We start from the raw sequence: 18,410 nt of genomic DNA, 5'->3' as shown, positions 1-18,410 counted from the left end.
CCGTCAGACCCCCTTGACCAGCTCCGACAGGCGGATGTCGGGCTCGTCGACCACGGCGCGCAACACGCGCTCGTACCCGTCGGCGAGCCCGGCCACCACCGGCTCCGTCAGCAGGCCCGTGTCGTAGACGAACGTCGTCGACAGGCCCTGCGGGCCGGGCCGGGCGTACACCATCAGGTCGTGCAGCACCTTCGGGATGCCCAGGCCGAAGTCCTCCACGGCCAGTCCCGGCAGGGTAAGGCGGCTCGCGACCTCGACCTCCTCGTGCAGGAACATCGCCTGGAAACCCTGCGCCCGGCCCGGATGCGACGGCTCGTCGAGCGCCGCGACCACCTGCCCCCAGGGCAGGTCCTGGTGGTCCAGCGCGTCGATCACCGTCTCCCGGGTGCGCGCCAGCACCTCCCGGAACGCCGGGTCGCCGGACAGGTCGCCGCGCAGCGCCAGCGCGTTGTTGAACAGCCCCACCAGCCGCGCCAGCTCCGGCCGGGTGCGCCCCACCCCGGCCACCGGGATGCCGATCGCGAAGTCGTCCCGGCCGCTCGCCCGGTACAGCAGCACGTGCAGCGCCGCGAGCAGCACCATGAACCGGGTGCACCGCGCCGCCCGGCCCAGCTCCTCGACCTGCCGGACCAGCTCCGGGTCCATGGTCCGGGCGAGCTGCGCTGCGGGCGCGCCCTTGGTCGCGGGGCGCGGCAGCGCGTCGACCAGCTCCAGCGGGGCCAGCCCCGCCAGTTGCTCGCGCCAGTACTCCCGGTCCTCGTCCTCCTTCTCGGTGTCCGCCACGGACTGCGACCAGGCGAAGTCGCCATATTGGACGGGCAGGCCGGGCAGGTCCGGCTCGGTTCCCGCGACCAGCGCCGGGTAGAGCAGGCCGAGTTCACGGTCGATGACGCCGAGCGAGGCCCCGTCGGCGAGGATGTGGTGGATCGTCATCCGCCATACGTGGTCGTCGTCGGCCAGCCGCAGCAACGACGTGTGCACCAGCGGGCCGGTCCGCAGGTCAAGGGCCAGGGTGCGGCGCTCGTTCAGCAGCTCGCGGGCCCGCTGCTCGCGCTGGTCGGCCGGGAGGTCGCGCAGGTCGAGCACCTCCATGGCGATGCCGTTCGCGGGGCCGACGACCTGCACCGGACCGTCGGGCCGGTCGGCGAACAGGGTGCGCAGGATCTCGTGCCGGTTCACGACCGCGTCGACGGCACGCGCCCAGGCGTCGGCGTCCAGCGGGCCGCGGAACCGGTGCACGAGGTCCACCAGCGGCGACATGCCGCCGGGGTGGGTCGTGCACAGCTGCCACCAGCGGGCCTGCAACGGGGTCAGCGGCAGCTCCGCCAGATGTGACGGCCGGACGTTGACGGGCGATTCCGCTGTCACATCAAGCATGGTGAACATCCTGGAGTCGGGTGCGGACGGTGTCCAGCCGTTCGTCGTGTTCCTAACCGCTTTCCAGGGCCCGGTTCAGTTCGGACAGGTGCCGGTCCAGGAGTGCGACCTGGGTGCGTACCGCTCGGGTCCGGTTCTCGGTGAGGGCACGATCGTGCTCGATCGCGGCCCGCACCGCCGACAGCACCGGCTCGGCCTCCAGCCGCGCGAGCGCGGCTGCCGCGGTCTTGGGCGGCAGGGGCCGCTCGGACACCAGCCTGCGCAGCCCGTGCCGGGCCCGCACGGTCCACCGGCCGTCGGCGTAGCGGAGGCTGACCCGGGGCCCGGTGGCCGCGCCGGCCAGCCCGTACAGCGCGGGCAGCGGCTTGCCGTCGCCGGGCTTGGGCGGGGGAGGTGCGGTGTCGTCGAGTTCGCGCCACAGCCGGTGCCCGATCACCGGGGTCAGCGTCACCGCGAAGTACAGGCCGGTCGCGACGAGGATCGCGTTGCTCAGCCCCAGAAACTGCACCAGGTATCCGGCGAGCAGGCCGCCCAGCGGCGCGCCGCCGAACGCCACCGCGGTGATGATGCCGCCCATCCGCGACAGCATCTCCTTCGGCGTCCGCTGGTAGATCATCGCGCTGACCGTCGGGTTGAGCGACGACATGAAGATCCCGCCGACCAGCGTCACCACGACGATCACGAGCAGGTCGTCGGTCAGCGCCAGCACGATGAAGCGCGGCACCCCGCCGATCAGATATCCGGCCACCAGCATCGGGTAGCGCGGCATGATCGGCGCGACCCACGCGACGAGCACGTTCCCGGCGATGAGCCCCAGCGCGTACGCGGTGGCGACCGCGCCCAGCGCCGCCGGGTCGTCCATCGTCTGGTACACCCACAGCGGCACGAACACCACGGCACTGGCCTGGTTGAACAGGTTGGTGAAGAACAGCATCCCGGTCACGGCGCGCATCAACCGGTTGCGCCGGAACCAGGTGAAACCCTCCCGCAGCGCGCTGAAGTACGGCACGGCCGTCTTCGCGTCGGCGGCCGCCGTCGCCGCGGCCCGCACCGGGACCATCAGCACCACCGCGACCGCGTACGTCGCCGCGTCGATCCAGATCCCGCCGATCGGCCCGAACACCACCACGGCGATCCCCGCCAGCGACGACCCGGCCAGGGTGGACGTGCGCAGCACGCCCTCGCGCACCGCCGCGACCCGGGCGTAGTCGCTGCCCGCCGCGCCCATCAGCGGCACCACCATGGTCGCCTTGGCCCGGTCGCCCTGCGCGCGCAGCACCCCGAGCACCGCGACCAGCGCCAGCAGCAGCCCGAACCCGTGCGCGCCGGCCACCGCGATCGCCGCCATCACCGCGACACTGCCCACGTCCGACCACAGCGACGTACGCCGGGCCCCGACCCGGTCCTGCAGCGGCGCGGCGAGCACGCCGCTGACCACGTACGTCAGCGTCTCGGCCCCGGCGACCAGGCCGACCCGCACCGGGTCGCCGGTGGTGACCAGCACCAGCCACGGCACCGCGAAGAAGGTCATCCGGGTGCCGATGTTGGAGATGGCTTCCGCGGCGATGAGCCTGACCAGGTCGGCGCGGTGGCGTCGGGGCAGCGTGTCCAATCCGGATCAGGCCGCCCGCACCGGCTCGGTCACAGTCCCTCCACGGCTGCTCCGCCACCGGTCGTTGTCCGGCGGGAAGCACAGCATAGAGCCACGTCGCTGCCGGCCGTCGATGCGCAGCGCTGTCCTGTTTCCGCACCGCGAGGGCGGTTTCCTTGCGCGTGAACTCCGGTGAGCGGACGCCTGTACGCCCGATAATGGGGGTGTTCAACTGCGGTTTCATCCAGAACGCGTCCGGGCGGGCGGGCTGGGCGCTGACGATCTGAGGGGAGCGGCGGCCGGATGAGCACGATGTTTGCCGTGCGGGCCCATGCCAGGGGCGGCCCGGAGCAGCTCGTCTACGAGCAGGCGCCACGGCCCGAGCCGGGGCCGGGCGAGGTGCTGGTGGCAGTGAAAGCCGCCTCCATGACCCCGCAGGAGCTCACCTGGCCGGAGACCTGGACGTACACCGCGGACGGCTCAGGCCCCGAGCGCACCCCCGTGACCCCGTCGCACGAGTTCTCCGGCGTCGTCGCGGCCACCGGCGCGGGCGTCGACAGCCCGGCCGTGGGCGAGGCCGTCTACGGCCTGATCCCGTTCACCCTGAACGGCGCGGCCGCCGAGTACGTCGTCCTGCCCGCCGACGTCGTGGCCGCCAAACCCGCCACCATCGACCACGACCACGCGGCGGCGCTGCCGCTGGCGGCCCTGAGCGCCTGGGAGGCGCTGCGCGAACACGCCGATGTGCAGCCGGGGCAGCACGTGCTGGTGCTGGGCGGCGGAGGCGGCGTCGGCATGTACGTGGTGCAGCTCGCGGCCGCGCTCGGGGCCAGGGTGAGCGCCACCGCGGCGGCCGGCGATCTCGAATTCGTCGAAGGGCTGGGAGCGGAGCAGGCCATCGACTACAAGCAGCCGAATCTCGCCGACCATGTCCGGGATGTGGACGTCGTCGTCGACGTCGCCGGAGCGACCGCACAGGCCCAGGCGTGGTCCGTCCTGAAATCCGGCGGCACCCTGGTCGCCGTCGCCGCCCCACCCGACCAGCAGGAGGCTGAGCGCCACGGCGTGCGCGCGACCTACTTCATCGTCACACCCGACCGGGAGGCCCTGCGGGCGATCGCCGAGCTGGTCGACGCCGGCAAGGTGCGTGCGGTGCTCGACCGCGTCCTGCCCCTGGCCGAGACCCGCTCAGGCTACGAGGCCCTGGAACACGGCCGTCGCCGTGGCAAGATCGTCATCCACGTCGCCGATTAGGCCCGTTTGTGCGCGGCCAGCTCGGACAGTTGGTCGAAAGTCCGCTGCAGGACGGCCCGCCGCTGCTCCTTGAAGCCTGGCGCGGGCTCCAGCCCGTCGATGGCCCCGTCCCAGGCGGCCAGGAACCGGGTCTTCCAGCCGTCGACGACCTCGGGCTCGGGCAGCCCGGCACCGACGTAGCCCTGCCGGGCGATGAGGTGCAGCAGTTCGAGGTTGCACGGCACCGCGACGCCCCAGTACTCGTCGGGCTCGATCTCCACCGGATCACCGGACATCGCCTCGACGACCTCGCCGATGAGCCGGTCGGTCAGCATCGACAGGTGGTCGGCGGCGGTGTCGTCGTCGAAGTTCCCACTGCCCCAGGTCCCCATGCCTACCTCCTGCGCCGGTTGCCGCAGGCAGCCTACCGACGCGGAGGGACAGTTTCGAACCCTCCTGACCGATCCCGCGATCCCTGACCCCTGCCCGCCGGTGCGAGGTCGCACCTCAGTCGTTGATCTAGATGATTTGTGGTCGTCAGGGCGACAACAAATCATCTAGATCCAGGGCTCCGTCAGTCGAGGACGCGGTGGTCGGCGTGCAGGGAGCGGTCGAGGCGGATGGTGATGAACTCGTTGTCGTCGGGGCGGCCCGGGGTGCGGCCGGACGAGAACGGGAAGTTGTTGTCGTTCAGCACCGCCAGGGTGCGGTTGTCGAGGATCAGCACGTCCTCGATCGTCTGGAACGGGAAGCGGAACGTGTCGGCGGTGCCGCCCAGGTGCTTCGGGTCGGCGATGTTCAGCAGGTCGGCGACCAGCGTCTTGTCTACCAGGCCGTCCCGGTCGCGGTCGGCCAGATCGATCAGGTAGATCTTCTTGAACGCGGCCGCGTCGCCCTGGTTGTTGTCGCGCTCGATGACCAGGAAACGCTGCTTGTCGACCGCGATGAAGTCGCCGATCGCGTTCGACGGCGACTCCAGCCGGTACGTCCAGCGCCTGGCCGTGTACGCCCCGGCGGCCCGGTCGAACTGGTTGATCCGCAGCGTGCCCGCGGTGTCACCGCTGACCGTGCCCTCCAGCAGCGGGTACAGGTACCGGCCGTCGACGGAGGCGGCCATGCCCTCGAAACCCTTGCTGCTGCCCAGATTCGCGGTCACACCCAGCCGCGCCGCGCTCTCCGGCGCGTTGACGCCCGGCAGCGGCACCGGAGCGGCCAGCATTCGCCCGGCCCGGTCGAAGTGCAGCAGGTACGGCCCGAACTCGTCGCCGATCCAGTAGCTGCCGTCGGCGGCCTTGACGATCGACTCGACGTCGAAGTCGGCCCCGGTCAGCACCCGGTCGGCCCGGGTCAGCGGCCACGACACGAACCCGGACGGGTCGGTGAGGTTGATCCCGCCGACGACGTCGACCTGCTTGGTGCCGAAGTCGGGAATGACGCGCTGGATGCGCAGCACGAAGTCGCCACTGTTGTTGATGTTGCCGTAGCCGTTGTCCGACAGCACGTCGTAGCTGCCGTCGCTGTTGCGGGCGATACCGCTGAAGCCCTGTACGGGCTGGTCGGCGAACGGCGGCGTGACGCCGTTGACCGGCGCGGTGCCGAGCAGCGAGCCGGACGGGTCGCTGGCGGGCACGAACGTCAGCGCGGGCAGCTTCGCGAAGCCGGTGAGCACGGCGGGCCCGAAGTCGCCGGTCCGCTCGGTCTCCGCCGGGGCCGCGGAACCGCCGGCGGGCAGGGCGACCGCCAGGGTCAGCGCGGTCAGGCCGGTCACGGCCAGACGGGGCAGTCGTGTCATGAGTCCTCCTCGAACGGGTGATCGCCCTGGACGTTAGGCATCCCGGTTGAACCCGCCGAGAACGTCCGCTCAACGGCGCATGGAGATCGCCGTGCGGAGCAGCCGTGAGGTGGCCTCAGGCCCTGTGCACGCGTGCCTGCTTCGCGAGCTTGTGCTGCAGTCGCCGCAGGGTGCGAATCGTCTCCTCGTCGGACAGACCGGTGGTGGTCGACCACTCGTAGCCCGACCCGAAGATGTCGCTGGCGAAGACGATCTCTGTGGCGAGGAGCGCCCGCCGCCAGTCCCAGGGGCTGAGCGGCTGCCCCGCCTTGAGGGACGCGCGCAGGCGACTGACCTGCACATGGAAGTCCTCGACGCCTTCGAAGCCCATGGCGACGGCCAGTGCGGCAGTGGCATGAGCGGGCCCACCCCAGTCAAGCAGGCCGCGGACGATCAGATGGCGTTCGGCATCGGTCAGGTCGATCTGGATCAGATCTTGGCTTGTCACGGCTCGCATCATGCCGCGTCCGCCGGTCAGGCGCTCGCGGATTGTTCAGCGCCGCTTCCACCAGGACCGCCGGGGCGGGTCGGCTGCCGGCGCCGCCCCGCAGAGGGCCTGTGCCGTCTCCTTGCTGATCAGTTGAGAGATCTCCCTCGTGGCGCAGTTGACCAGGATGCCGTGGCAGTCCGGGCCGTCGGCCGCCATCCGCAGCACGACCTCGCCGGAGATCCCGGCGTCGAAGCGTGGTCCGAAGACGCGCAGGAAGACCTCCGGGTCTGCGAAGGTCATGATCCGGTTGAGTCCGTCGCCGTGGGACGTGCTCGCGACCGTGAGCCTGCCGTCGGAGACGATGTCAGCGCGACCTTCGCGCCGCATCATCATGCTGGTCATCACCCCGACCGTCGAAGTCCGGAACAGCGTGATGAACCGCTCGAACGTAGCCGCGTCGGGAGAAACGGCGTGTGCGACCAGGGCGTCGGACAGCGGGGTCTCGGTCATGCGGCGAAACGATAATGGAGACCGGTCCCGGCCGTGGGCCGTGCGGTCATACTCTGCCGGGTGAGCACTCTTCACGCGGCGGGCGACGACGAGGATCCGGAGCTGTCCCTGACCCGCCAGGACGCCGCCGACGAGGACGGTTTCGCCAGGTCGGCGGTGCCGGTCGTGGGCAGGTCGGCGGTGCTCGACCTCGGGTTCGACGACGGCTTCTGGCAGGAGCACCGCACGCGGTGGTGGGCCGTCGCCGAGGTGGTGCCGGGCGTGCCGGTGCGGGAATGGCTGGCCGAGCCGAGCGACTCCTGCCCGTACCAGGTGGCGACGTTCGAGGCGGTGCTGCACCCGGGTGTGCTGCGCCGCCCGCGCCCGGACGTGTACGGGAGCACCGCCTACTGGTGAGCGGTCAGAAGCGGTTGCGTACGCGCATCGTGCTGGGCCGCCCGTCAGGGTCGCAGATCAGCTCGTAGACGAGCCGGGCGGGCAGCCGCCGCAGGCCGCGCACCTTCGGCGGGTCGTAGCGGCGCAGCCGGGTACGCGGGCGAGGACCGACCTGCCCGGATGCGTGCCAGTCGTCCAGTTCCCGGGCCGCGGCGGCGAACAGGTCGAACGCGGCCGCGGGATCGGCCAGCCGCGGATCCGGCCCGCCGAGGTGCTCGCCCATCAGCTCCAGCCGCAGGTCGCGGGCGTACGACGGCTCGGCCGACTCGTCCACGACGGCGCACGTCAGCTCGGAATCGTACGTCCACGAGCGCAGGTTGAAGTTGTCCGACCCGACGGTCGCCCAGGTGTCGTCGACGATGCACGACTTCGCGTGCACGTAGATCGGCGTCCCGGCGGCGTTCTCCAGGCCGTACACGGCGACCCGGTCCCCGCCCGCCTTGCCCAGCACCTTCATGGCCTGCTTGCGCCCCCACGACTCGGCCCGCGAGACGGCGGGTGAGGCCGCGTCCGGCGCGAGCGGCACCACGCAGATCAGCCGCAGTTCGGGGTTGTTCCGCAGCGCCTGCGCGAACGGCTGGATGACCCGGGCCGACCACAGGTACTGGTCCTCGACGTAGATGAGCTGCTCGGCACGGGCCAGCGCCTTGAGGTAGCCGCGGGCGATGCTGCGCTCGCCGCGCGGCGCGAACGGGTAGCGGCCGAGCCGCCGCCGCGGGTAGGTGCGCAGCGTCTGCACGCTGTGCGTGCCGCAGCGCGGCGGGTCGGGTAGGGCTTCGGGCAGCGGCGGGACCTCGGTGCGCAGCCGGGACAGCTTGTCGCGGGCCCAGTCCAGCACGTTGAGGGACAGCGCGCTGGGGTCGTCCCAGCGTTCCCGGAAGACGTGCTCGACGTCGCCGACGGCCGGGCCGCGCAGTTCGAGCTGGATGTCGTGCCAGGGCGGGTTCGGGCCGTAGACCTCGGCCATCGGCGGGGCGAGGGGGTCGCCGTGGTGGTCGGCGTCGTCGTTGCGGCCCCGGCACAGGTCGATGCCGCCGACGTAGGCGACGTCGCGCTCGGGACGGCCGGGGTGGCGTACGACGAAGAGTTTCTGGTGGTGCGAGCCGCCGAAGCGGACCCGCATGTCGAGCAGCACGTGCGCGCCCGCGGCCTGCAGTTCCTCGGCGAGCTGGCGGTTCTGCGGCGAGCTGAAGTGCAGCCAGTCCGGGTGCGAGCGCCACAGCAGCCCGTACACCTGCACGCCGCGCCGGGCGGCGTCGCCGAGCACCTTGGTGACCTGGGTACGCGGCCCGTCGAGCTTCTCGTCGGGGTCGCCGCGCCAGTCGGTGAACATCACGACGTCACCGGCCTGCGTGTCGTTCAGCACGCTGACCAGCTCGCTGAAGTAGGTCGCCCCGTGGACCAGCGGCCGGGCCAGGTTTCCCGGGCTCCAGGCCAGTCCGTCGGCGTGGCGGCGGTCGATGCCGGTGGCCGGGTTGCCGCGCTCGTCGGCGGCCAGGAACCAGGAGTCGGGGGTCACGCCAGCGACCGTAGCCCCGATCCGCCCCGCTGCGGGAGTGGCGAATATCGCGAAGACCTGGCGATGATCGCCGTTTCGGGTCAGAAACGCGGTCTGGCAGCACTTTCTGACCCGAAACGGCGATCTTCGCCGTCGCGGCCACCGTCAGACCGCGCGAGCCACCGCGATGGTGCCGTCGAGGCGGGGGCCGGCCTCGTAGAACATGTACTGCACGCCGCCGTCGGTGCCGAAGCTCGCCGCGGCGCTGCGGCCCCGGTCGGGCCAGGCGTCCATGGCGTAGTGGAAGACGCCGAGGTGCACCTCGCGGTCGAAGCTGTTGCCGACCTCGGTGAGGTACATGTCGCCGCCGTTGCCGTGGTAGACGACGTACGTGGTGTTGTTGCGCTTGAGGATGTGCGGCGCGGCGATGTCGGTCTGCCCGTCGGGGCCGGGTGTGACCAGCGGCGTCGGGTCGAAGGAGAAGGTCTTGCCGTCGGCCGACCAGCCCCAGAAGATCTTGCGGGTGCCGTTGGTGACGCCCATGAACACCATGACGTACTTGTTGCCCAGGCCGGGCACCGCGTGCTCGAACACGCGGGCGTACGAGGTCTCGGTGCAGTTGGGGATGACGCCGGTGTGCAGCACCCGCCCGAAGTAGGTGTAGTTGACGCCGTCGGTGGACCAGGCCATCCGGGTGGTGTTGTTCTCGCCGTGGAAGTACAGGTAGAACTTGCTGTTCGCGGCGTTCCAGATGACGTGCGGGGACGACACGTGGCTCACCGAGTAGTGCGGCGACCAGACGTTGGACACGATCGGGTTGTTCGGGTACTCGGTGAACTGGCCGCTGAGCGAGTCGCCGTAGGCGAGGCAGATGCCGCCGGGGGCGTCGTGCGGGGCGTAGTACAGGTAGTACCTGCCCAGGGGTGAGCTGATCTTGTCGTACACCCCGCGGATGCACGGGAAGATCAGCTCGTTGGTGGGGTTGTAGCGCAGGTTGGCCTTGTTGAACGGGGTCCCGATGTACTGGTACGTCGGGAAGCCCGCGGGGGCGGCGTGGGCCGGGCTGCCCAGGGCCGAGGCGGTGAGCCCGCCGGCTGCGGCGGCCGCGCCCGCGACCAGCAGCTGCCGCCGGTTGAGGAGCGGTTTCATCGGTGGTGCCTCCCATCGATGGAGATAACCGAAAGTAACGGTGAGTCTCGGGTTCGCGCCGGGCGGCCGTCAAGGGGCTAATACGAATTAGTTCAGGAACTTCTGCTCGAGCGATTTTCGTTGTGGGCCTTGACGAAGCGCCTCGAAGGCCCCAGGATCTCATCTCATCGAAACACCTAATGCGCATTAGCCCGAAGATTGGACACGCACCGTGACCGGAGCCCGCAGGCGGGTGACCCAGCAGGACATCGCCCGCATGACCGGCGTCAGCCAGGCGACCGTCTCGCTCGTCCTCAACGGACGGTCCGACGCCGACGTCAAGCTCTCGGCCGAGACCCGCGAGAAGGTGCTGCGGGCCATCGCCGAGACCGGCTACGTCGCCGACCCGATCGCCCGGCGGCTGGCCGCCCGGCACAACCGGATCATCGGCGTGTTCACCTACGAGCCGGTGTTCCCCAGCGCGAACAGCGACTTCTACCACCCGTTCCTGGTCGGCATCGAGCAGCAGGCCGAGGTCCTCGGCTGCGACCTGCTCCTGATGACCAGCGCGCCGGTGGTCGACGGGCGACGGCGCATCTTCCACGGCGACAACCGGCTGCGCCTGGCCGACGGCAGCGTCCTGCTCGGCCGCACCATCGACCGCACCGACCTGGCCCGGCTGCTGGCCGAGGAGATCCCGTTCGTGTCGATCGGCCGACGCGACGACGCCGGCGGCCCGGTGCCCTACGTCGGCGCCGACTATGCGGCCGCGACGTCCGAGATCGTGCGCCGTGCCGTGGCACTGGGGCACGACCGGCTGGCCTACCTGGGCCTGGGTGCGGGTCCGGAGTCGTGGGCCGACCGTGGTCGCGGATTCCGGGAGGCGGTGGCCCGAGCGGCGGCCTACGGCGCGCACTACGCGCCGCCAGGCGACCCTGTGGAACCGGCCGACGACGCCGCGATCGTCGTGCGGGACACCGCAGCGGTCCTGGACGCGGCGCTGGCCGCGGGGGTCACCGCGGTGGTGGCGGAGGAGCACGCCGACGGGGTCGCGCTGTACGAGCTGGCCCGCGAACGCGGGGTTTCGCTGTCGGTGGCGACGCTCGGGGAACCCACCCGGGCCGCGCTGCCGACGGCAGTGGAGTTCACCAGCCTGCGCATACCGCGCCAGGCGATGGGCGCGCAGGCCGTCGAGGTCCTGACCGCCCTGATCGAGGGCGCGCCCGGCGAGCGGCAGCGCCTGCTGCCGTGCGAGGTCGTGTCCGGCGAGACGCTCAGCGAAAGAGGTAATTGACGATGCGGGCCGAGATTCTGGTGGTCGGGGGCGGCCTCGGCGGGGTGGCCGCGGCGCTGGGTGCGCTGCGGGCGGGCCGGCGGGTGGTGCTCACCGAGGAGTACGACTGGCTCGGCGGTCAACTGACCAGCCAGGCCGTGCCGCCGGACGAGCACAGCTGGGTCGAGCAGTTCGGTGTCACGGCGAGCTACCGCGCGCTGCGCGAGGGCGTCCGCGACTACTACCGGGCCCACTACCCGCTGATCCCGGCCGCGCGGGCGTGGCGGGAGCTCAACCCGGGCGGCGGCCACGTCAGCCGCCTGTGCCACGAGCCACGGGTCGCGGTCGCGGTGATCGAGTCCATGCTGGCCCCGTACCGGTCGTCGGGCCGCCTCACCGTGCTGCAGCCGTACCGGCCGGTGGCGGCCGACACCGACGGCGACCGGGTCACGGCGGTGACGCTCGAGCACGTGCGCACCGGCGACCGGCTGACGGTCGAGGCGGCGTACACCCTGGACGCGACCGAGACCGGGGAGCTGCTGCCGCTGACCGGGACCGAGTACGTCACCGGGTTCGAGTCGCAGCACGAGACCGGCGAGCCCAGCGCCCCGGACACCGCGCAGCCGATGAACATGCAGGCGGTGTCGGTGTGCTTCGCGATCGACCACGTCGACGGCGACCACACCATCGACAAGCCCGCGCAGTACGACTTCTGGCGCGCCTACCAGCCGGACTTCTGGGGCGACCGGTTGCTGTCGTTCCGCTCGCCGAACCCGCGCACCCTGGCGATCAGCGAGCGCAGCTTCACCCCGAACCCCGACGACGACCCGCTGTCGGTCGTCGCCGACCAGCGGGTCAACCCGGGTGACGGCAACCTGTGGACCTTCCGGCGCATCGCGGCCCGCAAGCTGTTCACCCCGGGGACTTACGAGAGCGACATCTGCCTGGTCAACTGGCCGATGATCGACTACTTCGAGAGCCCGGTCATCGACGTGCCCGACGCGGCCACGCACTACGCGAACGCCAAGCAGCTGTCGCTGTCGGTCTTGTACTGGCTGCAGACCGAGGCGGGCTTCCCCGGCCTGCGGCTGCGCGGCGACGTCACCGGCGGCGCGGACGGCCTGGCCATGGCCCCCTACATCCGGGAGTCGCGGCGCATCCGGGCCGAGTACACGGTCGTCGAGCAGGACCTGTCGCTGGCCGTACGCGGCGACAAGGGCGCGGTCGAGTACCCCGACGCGGTCGGGGTCGGCATGTACCGCATCGACCTGCACCCCTCCACCGGCGGCGACAACTACATCGACGTCGGCTCGTGTCCCTTCGAGATCCCGCTCGGCGCGCTGATCCCGCGCCGGATGGAGAACCTGCTGCCCGCGGGCAAGAACATCGGCACCACGCACATCACCAACGGCTCGTACCGGCTGCACCCGGTCGAGTGGAACGTGGGCGAGGTGGCGGGGGCGCTCGCGGCGTACTGCCTGGACAACGGCCAGTCGCCGCGCGGCGTGCGCAACACCCCGGAGCACCTGTCCGGGTTCCAGGCACAGCTCATCCGGGACGGCGTGCAACTGCGCTGGCCCGACGTCTCCGGCTACTGACCGGCCACTTTGAGTTGGAGTTATCGATGAAGATACGCGCACTTCTGTCCGCCGCGACCGCCGGCGCGCTCGCCCTCGGCCTGGCCGCGTGCGGCGGCGCCGAGGAGCCGAGCACCGGCCCCGTGTCGCTGCGCATGACGGTGTGGTCCTCGAACGAGGCGCACCTGAAGCTGTTCAACGAGATCGCCGACGCCTACAGGGCGAAGAACCCGCGGGTCACCGAGGTCAAGTTCGACCCGATCCCGTTCGAGAGCTACACCACCACCCTGACCACGCAGATCGCCGGCGGCAACGGCCCGGACCTGGCCTGGCTGCTGGAGAACTCCGCGCCGGACTTCGTCGGCTCGGGCGCGCTGCTGCCGCTGGACGACACCCTGGCCAATGCCGACGGCTACAACGCCGCCGACCTCAGCCCGTCCGCGACCAAGCTGTGGCAGGCCGGCGGCAAGCTGTTCGCGTACCCCTTCTCGACCTCGCCCTTCGGCGTGTTCGTCAACACCGACCAGCTCAAGGCCGCCGGGCAGCAGACCCCGGCCGAGCTGATCGCCGCCAACCAGTGGACCTGGGAGAAGGCGGCCGCGGTCGCCGCGGCGTCGGCGGCCAAGAGCGGCAAGGCGGGCCTGGTCGTACGCGACTTCGACTACAAGGGCTGGGACAACCTGTCCACGGTCTGGACCGGCTGGGGCGCGCAGGCGTGGAGCGCCGACGGCAAGACCTGCGGGTTCGACCAGCAGCCGATGGTCGACGCGATGACCTTCCTGCACAAGGCGATCTTCACGGACAAGGCGCTGCCCGGCCCCGGCACCACGGCCGACTTCTTCGCCGGTGAGGCCGCCATGACGGTCACCCAGATCTCCCGGGCGTCGCTGCTCAAGGAGGCCAAGTTCGGCTGGGACCTGGTCCCGCTGCCGACCGGCCCGAAGGGCGCGTACGCCGTAATCGGCCAGGCCGGGCTCGGCGCGCTGAAGAAGGGCAAGAACGCCGACGTCGCCGCCGACTTCCTCGCCTTCTTCACCAACCCGGAGAACTCCGCCAAGCTCGCCGCGTACTTCCCGCCGCCGCGCACGTCGCTGCTCACCGCCGACACCCTCGCCAAGACCAACCCGCTGCTCAAGCCGGAGCAGCTGCAGAAGGTCGTCATCGACGGCATCTCCACTGGCGTCGTCAAGCCCAGCCACACCGGCCAGGCCGAGATCGCCCAGGCGGTCCGGGCCGCGCTCGACCCGCTGTGGAAGCCCGACGCAGACGTCAAGGCGGTCCTCGGCGGCGTCTGCTCGGCCATCAACCCCCTGCTGGCCAAGTGAGCACTCGCTTCTGGACAGGTAGTCGGCGCGACACCCTCGCCGGCTACCTGTTCATCGCCCCCCAGCTCATCGGCTCGGTGCTGTTCGTGTTCGTGCCGCTGGGCCTGGTGTTCTGGTACAGCCTGCACGAGTGGAACGTCCTGGCCGACACGTTCACCTTCGTCGGCGGCGAGAACTACCAGGCCCTGGCCGACGACCCGAAGCTCGCCGACGCGCTGGTGGCCACCGGGTTCTTCTCCGCCGGGCTGGTCGTGCTCAACCTGAGCCTGGCCCTGCTGCTGGCGGTGCTGCTCAACCAGCGGCTGCGCGGCACGGTGTTCTTCCGGACCGTGTTCTTCTCGCCGGTCGTGGTGAGCCTGGTCGCCTGGACCATCGTGTGGGGCTTCCTGCTGCAGGACAACGGCGGCATCAACGGCCTGCTGGAGACCGTCGGCGTGGACGGGCCCAACTGGCTGCGCGGCGAGGGCACCGCCATGATCGCCGTGATCGTGGTGCAGGTGGTCAAGAACGTCGGCCTGAACATGGTGCTGTTCCTGGCCGCGCTGCAGGGCGTGCCCGCGAACCTGTACGAGGCCGCCACGGTCGACGGCGCGACCCGCCGCCGGCAGTTCCTCAGCATCACCGTGCCGATGATCAGCCCGACCATCCTGCTCACGTCGATCATCACGGTGGTCGGCTCGCTGCAGGTGTTCGCGCAGATCGCCGTGCTCACCCAGGGCGGCCCGGGGACCTCCACCACGGTGCTCGTCTACTACCTCTACCAGCAGGCGTTCCAGTTCCACCACTTCGGATACGGGGCCACCCTGTCCGTGCTGCTGTTCGCGATCGTGCTGCTGCTGACCCTGGTCCAGTGGCGTATGCGCCGGAAGTGGGTGTTCCATGAGTCGTAGGGCCAAGACCGCCGTGTACGGCGTGCTCTGCCTGCTGGCGCTGCCGTTCCTGTTCCCGACCTGGTGGATGGTGACGTCGTCGCTCAAACCGGTCAACGACGTCTTCGCGTTCCCGCCGACCCTGTGGCCGAGCGACGTCACCTTCGACGCGTACGCCGGGGCGTTCGAGCTGCAGCCGTTCGCGCGGCAGTACTTCAACAGCATGTACATCGCGGCGCTGGTCACCGTGGGCACGCTCGCGGTGTCGTCGCTGGCCGGGTACGCGTTCGCGCGGATCAGGTTCAAGGGCGCGAACTTCTGGTTCGTGGTGATCCTGGTCGGCCTGCTGATCCCGAGCGAGGTCACCATCGTGCCGCTGTTCAAGATGTTCGACGCGTGGGGCATGGTCGACACGCACTGGCCGCTGATCCTGGTGCCGATCCTCGGCGCGCCCAGCGTGCTGGCCACCTTCATCATGCGGCAGTTCTTCCTCGCCCTGCCCGGCGAGCTGGAGGAGGCCGCGAAGGTCGACGGCCTCGGCCGCTTCGCGATCTTCCGGCTGATCGCGCTGCCGCTGGCCCGCCCGGCCCTGGGCGCGGTCGCCATCTTCACCTTCCTGCACAGCTGGAACCTGTACCTGGAACCGATCGTGTTCCTGTCCAGCTCCGAGATGTTCACCCTGCCGCAGGCGCTGACCCAGTTCGTCGACGCGTACGGCGGCCCGATGTGGGACATCCAGCTGTCCGCGGCGTCGCTGACCGCGCTGCCGGTGCTGGTGGTGTTCGTCATCGCGCAGCGCCAGTTCATCGAGGGCCTGGCCCACACCGGCCTCAAGGGATAACCGATGCCGATCACCGAGCCGAACCCGGGGGAGTACCGCAGCACGCTGCGGGCGCCGGACGACTTCGACGCGTTCTGGGCCCGCACGCTGGCCGAGGCGGGCACGTACCCGCTGGACGCGCGCTTCACGCCCGCGTGGCGGCGCACGGTCGAGGTCCACGACGTGACCTTCGCCGGGTTCGGCGGGCACCCGGTCAAGGCCTGGCTGGCCCTACCGGCCGGGACCACCGAGCCGCTGCCCTGCGTGGTCGAGTTCCCCGGCTACGGCGGCGGCCGCGGGCTGGCCCACGAGTGCCTGCTCTACGCCGCCGCCGGCTACGCCCACCTGCGCATGGACGTCCGCGGCCAGGGCAGCGGCTGGAGCCACGGCGACACTGCCGACCCGGTGGGGACCGGGCCGCAGCATCCCGGGTTCATGACCCGCGGCGTGCTCGACCCCGACACCCACTACTACCGCCGGGTCATCACCGACGCGGTCCGCGCGGTCGCGGCCGCCCGCGCGTTCCCGCTGGTGGACGCGGCACGGGTCGCGGTCACGGGGGAGAGCCAGGGCGGGGGCCTGGCCCTCGCCGCCGGGGCGCTGGTGCCGGACCTGGCGGCCGTCGCGCCGGACGTGCCGTTCCTGTGCGACCCCCGGCGCGGCGCGGAACTGGCCACCGCCGGGCCGTACCGGGAGGTCACCGCGTATCTCGCCGTGCACCGCGACCACGAGACCCAGGTGTTCCGCACCCTGTCCTACAGCGACGGCGTGCTGTTCGCCGAACGCGCGACGGCCCCGGCGCTGTTCTCCGTCGCGCACATGGACGCCAGTTGCCCGCCCTCGACCGTCTACGCCGCCTACCACCGCTACGCGGGGCCCAAGCAGATCGAGGTCTACCCGTTCAACGGCCACGAGGGCGGCGAAGCCGTCCAGGACGCCAGCCGCCTGGCGTTTTTCGACGAGGCATTCGCGTACTGACCGCCGCCGCACCCCGGGGACGGCTGCAGTTTCGGAGAAACCGCAGTAATCGCCGAGCTGATACGTGCAGTTTCCCGGAATGTGCGTACCCGGTCGGCGGTCAGGGGCGTCGGGCGACGCGTTTGGCGTCGGCGATGGCGCGGTTGCGGCGGAGGTCCACCTCGTACAGGACGACGCGCAGCGACTCTTTCAGCGTCTCCTGGTTGTCGCGCAGCGCGCCGCGGACCGCGGCGCGCACGACCAGGTACAGGACGAGCATCTGGACGGCGAACAGCAGGATTCCGAACAGGATCGGTGCGGTCATGGCGTGCAGGCTAACCGGCTCGCGCCAGCGGCGGTGCCCGGTCAGCCCGTCTGCGGATCGACCCAGGTGTCGTAGCAGACGCGCCAGCCGCCGCTCTCGTCCGCCAGGTTGTAGTGCCACAGCGCGGTCTTGCCGTCGGCGTAACGCAGCTCGGCCCGCACGTGGTAGAGCGTCGGACCCTCCGACTGGTCCACGATCGCGACCTCGGTGATGCGATAGCTCTCGATGTCCGGCTCGTCGTTATAGCTTGTCCACTCCGCCAGCGGGTACTTCTTGCGCTCGCTGTCGCAGACCAGAGCGTACGCGGCCGGGTAGTCGCCGTCGCGCAGCGCGTCCAGGTAGGCGGTGGCCGCCTGCTCCATGCCGGCCTTCGTCTGCGGGTCGGCCCACATCCGGTAGCCGACGTAGGCGGGGGTGCCGCAGCACAGCAGCAGCGCGACACCGATCAGCGCGGGGATGAAGAACCGGTTCCGTTCCTCGGTGTTCGCCATGCCGTCCTTCCCATAGCCGGTGCTCTATCGGAGGGTACGGCCGCCGCGCCAGCGGTCACCAGCTCCGCGGGCGGTCCCAGCCGGGCGGCGGCTCGTCGGCGACGTCGGGGCCCCAGCCCGGTTCGGGGCGGAAGTCGCACCACGTTCCGTCGAACGGGAACACCCCGGCCTCGACCAGGCCGACGACCTCCTGCCCGGCCCGGCGCACCCGGGCCTCGTCCTCGACCCAGTAGTGCTCGGGCTGGGTCAGGCGCTGGGCGAACACGTCCTCGTCCTTCCAGCGCCAGCTGCGGTCGGCTTCGATCCACAGGTCGAGGTCCCAGTCGGCGGTGTCCAGGCCCGCGAGCCGGTCGTCGCGCCAGGCGACGCCGGGGCGCTCCAGGTTCGCGTACCAGTTGCGGAAGCGGCCGTCGTCGCCGAAGAACCAGCGGATCGAGTAGTCCGCGCCCGCCGGGTGCCACGACAGCACGCCGTGCCGGGCGACGAACGCCATCGGCCGTTTCGGCCCGGTGACCCACTCGGCGAGCGGCACCTGCGACATGGTCAGGTCGTCGAGGCGGTTGAGGTGCCAGCCGTATGTGCCGCGGGCGCACCACAGCAGCAGGCCGCGCTCGTCGTGGCGCACCGCCCGCATCGGGTACAGCCCGCCGATCTGCCGGTTCTGGAAGTGGCGGACGCAGACCGGCTCACCCGGCTGGAAGGTCACCATCCCGGCAACCTATCCGACCCGAGCGGCTGCT

19 protein-coding genes are annotated in these 18,410 nt (G+C 71.0%); 8 read left to right on the top strand and 11 right to left on the bottom strand.

From position 1 onward, the window contains the following. Positions 1-3: 3 nt before the first annotated feature. A complete protein-coding gene (locus tag AB0B35_RS05510) occupies positions 4-1,368 on the bottom strand; it encodes a condensation domain-containing protein (protein ID WP_361041022.1) in 1,365 nt (454 codons plus the stop codon). Positions 1,369-1,429: 61 nt separating this feature from the next. Beyond that, complete coding sequence (locus AB0B35_RS05505) at positions 1,430-2,989, bottom strand: MFS transporter (protein ID WP_361041020.1); 1,560 nt, start codon at positions 2,987-2,989, stop codon at positions 1,430-1,432. Positions 2,990-3,271: 282 nt separating this feature from the next. Here AB0B35_RS05505 and AB0B35_RS05500 point away from each other — a divergent pair, with 282 nt between their 5' ends. Beyond that, complete coding sequence (locus tag AB0B35_RS05500) at positions 3,272-4,222, top strand: NADP-dependent oxidoreductase (protein ID WP_361041017.1); 951 nt, start codon at positions 3,272-3,274, stop codon at positions 4,220-4,222. On the opposite strand, the gene AB0B35_RS05495 is transcribed toward AB0B35_RS05500, so the two are convergent. The 4 genes from AB0B35_RS05495 to AB0B35_RS05480 all read right to left on the bottom strand — a co-directional run bounded on the left by AB0B35_RS05495 (position 4,219) and on the right by AB0B35_RS05480 (position 6,972). Beyond that, positions 4,219-4,593 carry a DUF4259 domain-containing protein gene (locus AB0B35_RS05495; protein WP_361041015.1) on the bottom strand — a complete coding sequence of 125 codons (375 nt, stop codon included), beginning with the start codon at positions 4,591-4,593 and terminating at the stop codon, positions 4,219-4,221. The genes AB0B35_RS05500 and AB0B35_RS05495 overlap by 4 nt on opposite strands. A gap of 182 nt (positions 4,594-4,775) precedes the next feature. Continuing rightward, positions 4,776-5,993: an esterase-like activity of phytase family protein gene (locus tag AB0B35_RS05490; RefSeq protein ID WP_361041012.1), complete on the bottom strand. Its 1,218-nt coding sequence runs from the start codon at positions 5,991-5,993 to the stop codon at positions 4,776-4,778. Between the two features lie 115 nt (positions 5,994-6,108). Beyond that, positions 6,109-6,480: a hypothetical protein gene (locus AB0B35_RS05485; protein WP_361041010.1), complete on the bottom strand. Its 372-nt coding sequence runs from the start codon at positions 6,478-6,480 to the stop codon at positions 6,109-6,111. Positions 6,481-6,525: 45 nt separating this feature from the next. Beyond that, positions 6,526-6,972, bottom strand: coding sequence for a hypothetical protein (locus AB0B35_RS05480; protein WP_361041008.1), 447 nt, complete (start codon positions 6,970-6,972; stop codon positions 6,526-6,528). A 60-nt stretch (positions 6,973-7,032) separates the two neighbouring features. On the opposite strand from AB0B35_RS05480, the gene AB0B35_RS05475 reads away from it, so the two are divergent. Next, complete coding sequence (locus tag AB0B35_RS05475) at positions 7,033-7,368, top strand: hypothetical protein (protein WP_361041005.1); 336 nt, start codon at positions 7,033-7,035, stop codon at positions 7,366-7,368. Positions 7,369-7,372: 4 nt separating this feature from the next. Here AB0B35_RS05475 and AB0B35_RS05470 read toward each other — a convergent pair whose 3' ends face one another. Further along, the gene (locus tag AB0B35_RS05470; protein ID WP_361041003.1) at positions 7,373-8,926 is read right to left on the bottom strand and encodes a phospholipase D family protein; all 1,554 of its coding nucleotides are present in this window, start codon (positions 8,924-8,926) and stop codon (positions 7,373-7,375) included. A 144-nt stretch (positions 8,927-9,070) separates the two neighbouring features. Continuing rightward, positions 9,071-10,054 carry a hypothetical protein gene (locus AB0B35_RS05465; protein ID WP_361041000.1) on the bottom strand — a complete coding sequence of 328 codons (984 nt, stop codon included), beginning with the start codon at positions 10,052-10,054 and terminating at the stop codon, positions 9,071-9,073. 232 nt (positions 10,055-10,286) lie between these two features. On the opposite strand from AB0B35_RS05465, the gene AB0B35_RS05460 reads away from it, so the two are divergent. Genes AB0B35_RS05460 through AB0B35_RS05435 form a run of 6 tightly spaced genes read left to right on the top strand, consistent with a single transcriptional unit; the run spans position 10,287 to position 16,875 of the window. Beyond that, positions 10,287-11,327, top strand: a complete 1,041-nt coding sequence (locus AB0B35_RS05460) for a LacI family DNA-binding transcriptional regulator (RefSeq protein ID WP_361040998.1) — start codon at positions 10,287-10,289, stop codon at positions 11,325-11,327. 2 nt (positions 11,328-11,329) lie between these two features. Next, positions 11,330-12,904, top strand: coding sequence for an FAD-dependent oxidoreductase (locus tag AB0B35_RS05455; RefSeq protein ID WP_361040995.1), 1,575 nt, complete (start codon positions 11,330-11,332; stop codon positions 12,902-12,904). A 26-nt stretch (positions 12,905-12,930) separates the two neighbouring features. Then, the gene (locus AB0B35_RS05450; RefSeq protein WP_361040993.1) at positions 12,931-14,208 is read left to right on the top strand and encodes a sugar ABC transporter substrate-binding protein; all 1,278 of its coding nucleotides are present in this window, start codon (positions 12,931-12,933) and stop codon (positions 14,206-14,208) included. Then, complete coding sequence (locus AB0B35_RS05445) at positions 14,205-15,098, top strand: sugar ABC transporter permease (RefSeq protein ID WP_361040990.1); 894 nt, start codon at positions 14,205-14,207, stop codon at positions 15,096-15,098. The genes AB0B35_RS05450 and AB0B35_RS05445 overlap by 4 nt, the downstream gene beginning before the upstream one ends. Next, positions 15,088-15,918, top strand: coding sequence for a carbohydrate ABC transporter permease (locus tag AB0B35_RS05440; RefSeq protein WP_361040987.1), 831 nt, complete (start codon positions 15,088-15,090; stop codon positions 15,916-15,918). Before AB0B35_RS05445 ends, AB0B35_RS05440 begins: the two co-directional genes overlap by 11 nt. Positions 15,919-15,921: 3 nt before the next feature. Further along, positions 15,922-16,875: an acetylxylan esterase gene (locus AB0B35_RS05435; RefSeq protein ID WP_361040984.1), complete on the top strand. Its 954-nt coding sequence runs from the start codon at positions 15,922-15,924 to the stop codon at positions 16,873-16,875. A 100-nt stretch (positions 16,876-16,975) separates the two neighbouring features. On the opposite strand, the gene AB0B35_RS05430 is transcribed toward AB0B35_RS05435, so the two are convergent. The 3 genes from AB0B35_RS05430 to AB0B35_RS05420 are packed head-to-tail and all read right to left on the bottom strand — an operon-like array spanning position 16,976 to position 18,379. Beyond that, entirely contained in the window at positions 16,976-17,179 is a 204-nt protein-coding gene (locus AB0B35_RS05430) for a hypothetical protein (protein ID WP_360537105.1), read from the bottom strand. Positions 17,180-17,220: 41 nt separating this feature from the next. Next, on the bottom strand, positions 17,221-17,670 hold the full coding sequence (locus AB0B35_RS05425) for a hypothetical protein (RefSeq protein WP_361040982.1): 450 nt from the start codon (positions 17,668-17,670) through the stop codon (positions 17,221-17,223). Positions 17,671-17,725: 55 nt separating this feature from the next. Next, a complete protein-coding gene (locus AB0B35_RS05420) occupies positions 17,726-18,379 on the bottom strand; it encodes a DUF402 domain-containing protein (protein WP_361040980.1) in 654 nt (217 codons plus the stop codon). Between the last annotated feature and the right edge of the window lie 31 nt (positions 18,380-18,410).

It is taken from the genome of Catellatospora sp. NPDC049133 (assembly GCF_040648455.1).
GTDB classification, from domain to species: Bacteria; Actinomycetota; Actinomycetes; order Mycobacteriales; family Micromonosporaceae; genus Catellatospora; species Catellatospora aurea.
This window is presented reverse-complemented; position numbering and strand designations above follow the sequence as displayed.